Annotated in this window: 7 protein-coding genes; all 7 read right to left on the bottom strand. The window is 68.7% G+C overall.

Translation table 11 applies throughout. The annotated features are described in order from the left end of the window. Positions 1–114: 114 nt before the first annotated feature. Entirely contained in the window at positions 115–768 is a 654-nt protein-coding gene (locus ACFV15_RS38545; protein ID WP_378357141.1) for an N-acetylmuramoyl-L-alanine amidase, read from the bottom strand. A 47-nt stretch (positions 769–815) separates the two neighbouring features. Continuing rightward, entirely contained in the window at positions 816–1,379 is a 564-nt protein-coding gene (locus ACFV15_RS38540) for a Uma2 family endonuclease (protein WP_378357139.1), read from the bottom strand. A gap of 190 nt (positions 1,380–1,569) precedes the next feature. Next, positions 1,570–2,352: a tryptophan synthase subunit alpha gene (trpA, locus tag ACFV15_RS38535; RefSeq protein WP_378357137.1), complete on the bottom strand. Its 783-nt coding sequence runs from the start codon at positions 2,350–2,352 to the stop codon at positions 1,570–1,572. Continuing rightward, a complete protein-coding gene (gene trpB / locus ACFV15_RS38530; protein ID WP_378357135.1) occupies positions 2,352–3,578 on the bottom strand; it encodes a tryptophan synthase subunit beta in 1,227 nt (408 codons plus the stop codon). The genes trpA and trpB overlap by 1 nt, the downstream gene beginning before the upstream one ends. Further along, on the bottom strand, positions 3,557–4,366 hold the full coding sequence (gene trpC, locus ACFV15_RS38525; protein ID WP_091296429.1) for an indole-3-glycerol phosphate synthase TrpC: 810 nt from the start codon (positions 4,364–4,366) through the stop codon (positions 3,557–3,559). The genes trpB and trpC overlap by 22 nt, the downstream gene beginning before the upstream one ends. A 144-nt stretch (positions 4,367–4,510) precedes the next feature. Next, a complete protein-coding gene (locus tag ACFV15_RS38520; RefSeq protein ID WP_378357142.1) occupies positions 4,511–5,020 on the bottom strand; it encodes a Trp biosynthesis-associated membrane protein in 510 nt (169 codons plus the stop codon). Positions 5,021–5,042: 22 nt separating this feature from the next. Then, positions 5,043–6,596 (bottom strand): anthranilate synthase component I, encoded by a 1,554-nt coding sequence (locus ACFV15_RS38515; protein WP_378357134.1) that lies wholly within the window; start codon positions 6,594–6,596, stop codon positions 5,043–5,045. Between the last annotated feature and the right edge of the window lie 41 nt (positions 6,597–6,637).

Here is a 6,637-nt window from a genome sequence, read left to right as displayed (position 1 = left end):
CCCGCCCCTTAACTACCCGGCATTGGGTTAGAACCGGCCGTACCACTCACGACCCGACGCTTGGGAGTCGTGAGGGGCATGCGGGGCTGGGGCGCCGCATGCCCCTCACAACCTCTAGTGCCCCAGCGCGGCGGTGACCTCCGCGCGCAGCTGGGGAAGTTTCGAGTACAGCTTGTCGCCGGGGCATTCGGTGTTGAAGAAGTCCCGGTGTCCCTTGATCTCCGTCACCGGGATGCCGTACTGCTTGCAGACATAAGCGCACAGTACGACAAGGGACTTCCATTGCGCTTGTGGCGGTTCGGCCGTGGTGTAAAGGCCCTCGTTCTCGATACCGATGGCGTTTTCGTTCTGGCCAGGGCAATGTGCGGCACGCACCATCTGCTTACCTGACCGCAAAGTGCTCAGGCTGCCGTGGCGGCCTTCGAAGCGGTAGCCACCGCGGCTTACCGTGAAATGCTGGCCGGTGTCGGACCATCCGTTGTTGTCCATGTGGTCCTGCTGGTTGTCCAGGCAGACCTGACATCCGTGCGCCAGCGAGGTTTCCGGGCTGTTGGCGTTCGCCATGTGGTGGATCAGGATCCGGTTGGCCGGATGATCCACTGTGGTCAGCGGATCCGACGGCGGCCGTGCGTTCCAGTCCGCGCAGCTGTAGATCTTGGGCGCGGACGCGGCAGTGGCCACCCCGGGGAGGAGCAGCCCTGCCGCGCTCGCGCCTGCGAAGAGCCCGGCTGCGCGAAGGAAGCCGCGGCGGTCGAAGTCGATCTCCATGGGGAGATACTGCCGACCGGCCATACAGTTTTCGTACAAATGCCAGGTCAGCCGGTCAGGTCCACAGTGGTCTCGAAGGGCCTGGTCAGCTCGATCCGGCCGGACTGGCTGCGCGCGATCGGCACGTACTCCCCGGTGCCGAGCTCGAACAGCGTGGCCGCCTTGAGCTCCGGGTCGACGAGCAGGTAGTACCGCACCATGGCCTCGGCGTACAGCGTCAGCTTGAGACCGCGGTCCCTGAGCCGGGTCGACGGCGACTCGATCTCCGCCGCCAGCAGTACGTCGGATTCGTCGTAGCACGGGGTTTCCATCCCGGCACGCGCCACCAGCGCGAGATCCGGCACGAGCAACCTCTTGCCACCGAGGCGCACGTTCACGCCCGGCAGCAGTTCCGCGCCTTCGGGCAGCGCGGCGGCCAGCTGGAGTTGAAGCCGGTGCAGCAGTCGCTGGTGACCGGAGGACGGCGCGGGGCTCACGAGCAGCGCCCCGTCCACGAGTTCCACCCGCTGGCCGGGGAACTGGTCTTCACTGAAGGCCAACACGTCCTCGGCGGTCCAGCCGCCTGGTCGTATCGGCACTGATTCGGATTCGGTTTCGGCTGGAGCGACCATGACGCTCCCCCCTTCGCACGGATTGTGCAATGTTGCCGTTGCCCAGTGTGACATGGTGACTCCTTGTCGGTGGTTGACACACCGGGAGTATCGAGAGAAATTTCCGCTCCACCCAACGCCACCAACGGCAAAAGGACCGTTTCCCCCTTGTTAAAGGGAAAACGGTCCTTTCGCAGTGCTTCTTAAGCTGTTAAACGACCTTTCGCACACCTTCGGCCAACTCGGCGGACAACGCACGCACAGCGTCGGCACCGCCGTCGGCAGCCGTGACGAGTGCGGAGCCGACGATCACCGCGTCCGCGAACGCCGCGACCTCGGCCGCCTGCACGCCGGAGCGCACACCCAGCCCGACCCCGATCGGCAGTTCCGTGTACGCGCGGGTGCGGCGCACCAGTTCCGCCGCGCCGGCGCCGACGCTTTCGCGGGCACCGGTCACGCCCATCACCGCGGTCGCGTACACGAAGCCGGAGGACGCCTTGACCGTCGAGTCGAGCCGCTGCTCCGAAGAGGACGGCGCGACCAGGAAGATCCGGTCCAGCCCATGCTCTTCGGAAGCGACCAGCCAGTCGTCGGCCATGTCAGGCACCAGGTCCGGTGTGATCAGGCCCAGCCCGCCTGCCGACGCGAGGTCGCGCGCGAACGCGTCGACGCCGTAGCGGTTGACAGGGTTCCAGTACGTCATGACGACGGCCTTGCCGCCGCGCGACGACACCGCCTCGACGACCTCGAAGAGCTGCTTGAGACGGAAACCGGCGTCCAGCGCGGTCTCGGCCGCACGCTGGATGGTCGGGCCGTCCATCACCGGGTCGGAGTACGGGACCCCGACCTCGACCAGGTCGGCCCCGCCGTCGATGACCGCGGCGAGCAGGTCCTTCGAGCCGTCCACGGTCGGGAAACCGGCGGGGAGGTAGCCGATCAGCGCGCCGCGCCCCTCGGCGCGGGTCTGCTTGAACAGATCGTCCAGCGTGCTCATCAGACCAACCCGAAGTACTTGGCGGCGGTGTCCATGTCCTTGTCGCCGCGACCGGACAGGTTGACCACGATCAGGCCGTCCGGCCCGAGCTCGCGGCCCAGCACCAGCGCGCCTGCCAGCGCGTGCGACGACTCGACGGCCGGGATGATGCCCTCTGTCCGCGACAGCAGCTTCATCGCCTGCATGGCCTCGTCGTCGGTGACCGAGCGGTACTCGGCGCGTCCGGTGTCCTTGAGCCACGAGTGCTCCGGGCCGACGCCAGGGTAGTCGAGCCCGGCCGAGATCGAGTACGCCTCGATGGTCTGGCCGTCCTCGTCCTGCAGCAGGTAGGACCGCGCGCCGTGCAGCATGCCCGGCGTGCCCTCGGTCAGCGTCGCGCCGTGCTCACCCGACTCGATGCCATGGCCGCCCGGCTCCAGGCCGACGAGCCGGACGTCGGCGTCGTCGATGAAGCCGTGGAAGATGCCGATCGCGTTGGAGCCGCCGCCGACGCAAGCCGCGACGACGTCCGGCAGCCTGCCTGCCTGCTCCAGGATCTGCGCGCGGGCCTCTTCGCCGATGATCTTGTGGAAGTTGCGCACCATCACCGGGAACGGGTGGCCACCGGCCGCCGTACCGAGCAGGTAGTGCGTGGTGTCCACGTTGGTCACCCAGTCGCGCAGCGCCTCGTTGATCGCGTCCTTGAGCGTGCGTGACCCGGTCTTGACCGGGATCACCTCGGCGCCCAGCAGCTTCATCCGCGCGACGTTGAGTGCCTGGCGCTCGGTGTCGACCTCGCCCATGTAGACGACGCAGTCGAGGTCGAGCAGCGCGCACGCGGTCGCCGTGGCCACGCCGTGCTGGCCTGCCCCGGTCTCCGCGATGACACGCTTCTTGCCCATCCGCTTGGTGAGCAGCGCCTGGCCCAGCACGTTGTTGATCTTGTGGGACCCGGTGTGGTTGAGGTCCTCGCGCTTGAGGAAGACGCGCGCGCCGCCCGCGTGCTCGGCGAAGCGCGGTGCTTCGGTGAGCAGCGACGGGCGTCCCGCGTAGTCCTTGAGCAGCCGGGCGAACTCGGCGGTGAACTCCGGGTCCAGCCTGGCCTTGTCGTACTCGGCCGACAGCTCGTCCATCGCGCCGATCAAGGCCTCCGGCAGGTACCGGCCACCGTACGGGCCGAAACGGCCCTTCTCGTCCGGGTCGTGCTTGCTGTGCTTCTGTTCCGTCACCGGGAGGGCCTCGGGCACGCCGGGTGGGAACCTGCGGTGACCAGCTTGACGAGCGCGCCCTTCGGGTCGCCGGAGGCGACGAGCCCCTCGCCGACCAGCACGGCGTCGGCGCCGTGACCGGCGTACGACATCAGGTCGCCAGGTCCGCGGACACCCGATTCGGCGATCTTGAAGACGTCCATCGGCAGGCCGGGCGCGAGGCGCCCGAACACGTCACGGTCGACCTCGAGGGTGTGCAGGTTGCGCGCGTTGACGCCGATGACCCTGGCGCCGGCTTCGAGCGCGCGGTCGGCCTCTTCGGCGTTGTGGATCTCGACCAGCGCGGTCATGCCGAGCGACTCGACCCTGTCGAGCAGTGACACGAGCGCGTTCTGCTCGAGCGCCGCGACGATCAGCAGCACCATGTCCGCACCGTGCAGGCGCGCCTCGTGCACCTGGTACGGGCTGACGATGAAATCCTTGCGCAGGATGGGAATGTCGACCGCGGCGCGCACGGCGTCGAGGTCGGCGAGCGAACCGCCGAAGCGGCGCTGTTCGGTCAGCACGCTGATCACGCGGGCGCCGCCGTCGGCGTAGTCACGCGCCAGCGCGGCGGGATCGGCGATCTCCGCGAGATCGCCCTTCGACGGGCTGCGGCGCTTGACTTCGGCGATGACGCCGATACCCGACTCCTTCAGCGCCGCCATGACGTCACGGGCGGGCTTCGCGTCGGCCGTGCGCCGCTTCAGCTCGTCGAACGGCAATGCGGCCTCGCGCACGGCGAGGTCGGCGCGCACGCCGTCGATGATGTCTTCGAGCACGCTCACCGGGCAGCCTCAACCGCAGTGTTCAAAGGTTCCTTCGCAGTCTCGCTCACAAAAACCTTCCCCTTCCCGCTGAAAAGATGCTAACCCGCGCTGGTGAGGCCCCTTGGGCCGGGGCATCGCGTTAGCCCGAACGCACCAAGGGCGTCAGTGGTCTGTCGTCGGGTCCTGGCCCTTTGATAACGCATCCCACAGCTCCGTGTCCGGATCTTGAGCAGAACGTTTCTTCGCCGGTGCCGAGTACTTCGCCCCCATGCGCGGCATGGCACTCGCGTGCTTGATGCCCAGCAACCCGCCCGCGAGCACGAAAATTCCCCCGAGCAGAGCCAAAGTCCGGCCGGTGAGAATCGCGCCGGAGGGCAGACCTGCCCCGAACTGAAAGGAAACACCGTTAACCGCGGCCCACGCTGCGGCGGCACCGGCGAGCGCGAGCAGCACGCCGAGCACACGCCTGGCCCAGCCGCCGGTGGCGACCATGCCCGCGACACCGGCGAGCGCGAGCAGCGCCAGCGGCACGAGCACGGTCGCGCGCTGGTCGCCCTTCTCGGTGTAGAGCACCGTCCCGCGCACGCCCGCGTCACGGAACTCCGCGAACCAGGTGAAGCGGGAGCCGCCCCACAGCGCGAGCGCGCCGAGAAGCAGCAGCACCGTGACGATCCACAGTGGACGACCCTGTGGTTTAGACAACGCTGGAGTCACCCGCCGGATCGAGTTCGGCGGCCGCGGCAAGCGTTTGCGCGGCGGCGACCGCCGACAGCACCGTCCTCGCCTTGTTGAGCGATTCGTTGTCCTCGTACTCGGCGTTCGAGTCGGCGACGACGCCACCGCCCGCCTGGACGTAGGCGGTGCCGTCCTTCATCAGCGCGGTGCGGATGGCGATCGCGGTGTCCGCGTCGCCCGCGAAGTCGAGGTACCCGACCACGCCGCCGTACAGCGCGCGCCTGGTCGGCTCCAGCTCCTCGATCAGCTGCATGGCGCGCACCTTCGGGGCGCCGGAGAGCGTCCCGGCCGGGAAACACGCGGCGACGGCGTCATAGGCCGTCTTGTCGTCACGCAGCTCGCCGGTGACCGTCGAGACGATGTGCATGACGTGGCTGTAGCGCTCGACCTCGAAGAAGTCGACCACGCGGACGGTACCCGGCTTGCAGACCTTGCCGAGGTCGTTGCGGCCGAGGTCGACCAGCATCAGGTGCTCGGCGCGCTCTTTCTCGTCGGCGAGCAGGTCCTTGGCGAGCTGGGCGTCCTCCTCGGGGTCGACCCCGCGCCAGCGCGTGCCCGCGATCGGGTGCGTGGTCGCGCGGCCGTCCCGCACGGTGACCAGCGATTCGGGGCTGGACCCGACGATGTCGAAGCCCTCGAGCCGCAGCAGGTACATGTACGGGCTCGGGTTGGACGTGCGCAGCACGCGGTAGACGTCGAGCGCGTCGGCCTGGGTCTCGATCTCGAACCGTTGCGAAGGGACGATCTGAAACGCTTCACCGGCGTGGATCGCCTCGACGGCCTTCTCGACCGCGGCGCCGAAGTCCGCCTTGGTGCGGGCGCGCTTGAACTCGGGCGCCGGCCGATCGAACACATTGGACGTCGGCAGCGCGGCGACGGCGAGCTGCCGCGTCATCTCGTCGAGGCGGCGGACGCAGTCGTCGTACGCGGCGTCGACGCGCTCGGCGGAGTCGTCCCAGTTGACCGCGTTCGCGATGAGCGTGACCGTGCCCTCGTGGTGGTCGAAGGCGGCGAGGTCGGTCGCGAAGAGCATGGTGAGCTCGGGGATCTCGATGTCCTTGGCCGCGAGCTCCGGCAGCCGCTCCAGCCAGCGCACGGCGTCGTAGCCGATGTAGCCGACCATGCCGCCGGTCAGCGGCGGCATGCCGGTGAGCGGCTCGGTGTGCAGTGCCTCGATGGTCGCGCGCAGCACACTCATCGGGTCGCCGTCGCTCGGCAGGCCGACCGGCGGGTTCCCCACCCACACCGGTTTGCCGTCACGCACGGTCAGCGCCGCCGGGCTCCGCACGCCGATGAACGACCAGCGTGACCAGGAGGCGCCGTTCTCGGCGGACTCGAAGAGGAAGGTGCCGGGGCGATCCGCGGCGAGCTTGCGGTAGAGGCTTACGGGAGTTTCACCGTCGGCGAGCAGACGGCGCACGACCGGGATGACACGGCGGCCCTCGGCGAGGGCGCGGAACTCATCGCGGCTCGGGCTGACCGACCCCAGACCTGCGTGTGCGGCAGTGACCATGAAGCTCATTGTGCCGAAACCGGCCAGGTCTCCCCACGGCG

Source organism: Amycolatopsis sp. NPDC059657 (assembly GCF_042734395.1).
Lineage (GTDB): Bacteria > Actinomycetota > Actinomycetes > Mycobacteriales > Pseudonocardiaceae > Amycolatopsis.
The sequence above is the reverse complement of the archived record's forward strand: the minus strand, read 5'-3'. Positions and strand labels throughout refer to the sequence as shown.

Bases quoted from the DNA above. Each gene is read 5' to 3' on its own strand.
- ACFV15_RS38545 (WP_378357141.1), bottom strand. From the start codon at position 768: ATGGAGATCGACTTCGACCGCCGCGGCTTCCTTCGCGCAGCCGGGCTC.
- ACFV15_RS38540 (WP_378357139.1), bottom strand. From the start codon at position 1,379: ATGGTCGCTCCAGCCGAAACCGAATCCGAATCAGTGCCGATACGACCA.
- trpA (WP_378357137.1), bottom strand. From the start codon at position 2,352: ATGAGCACGCTGGACGATCTGTTCAAGCAGACCCGCGCCGAGGGGCGC.
- ACFV15_RS38515 (WP_378357134.1), bottom strand. From the start codon at position 6,596: ATGGTCACTGCCGCACACGCAGGTCTGGGGTCGGTCAGCCCGAGCCGC.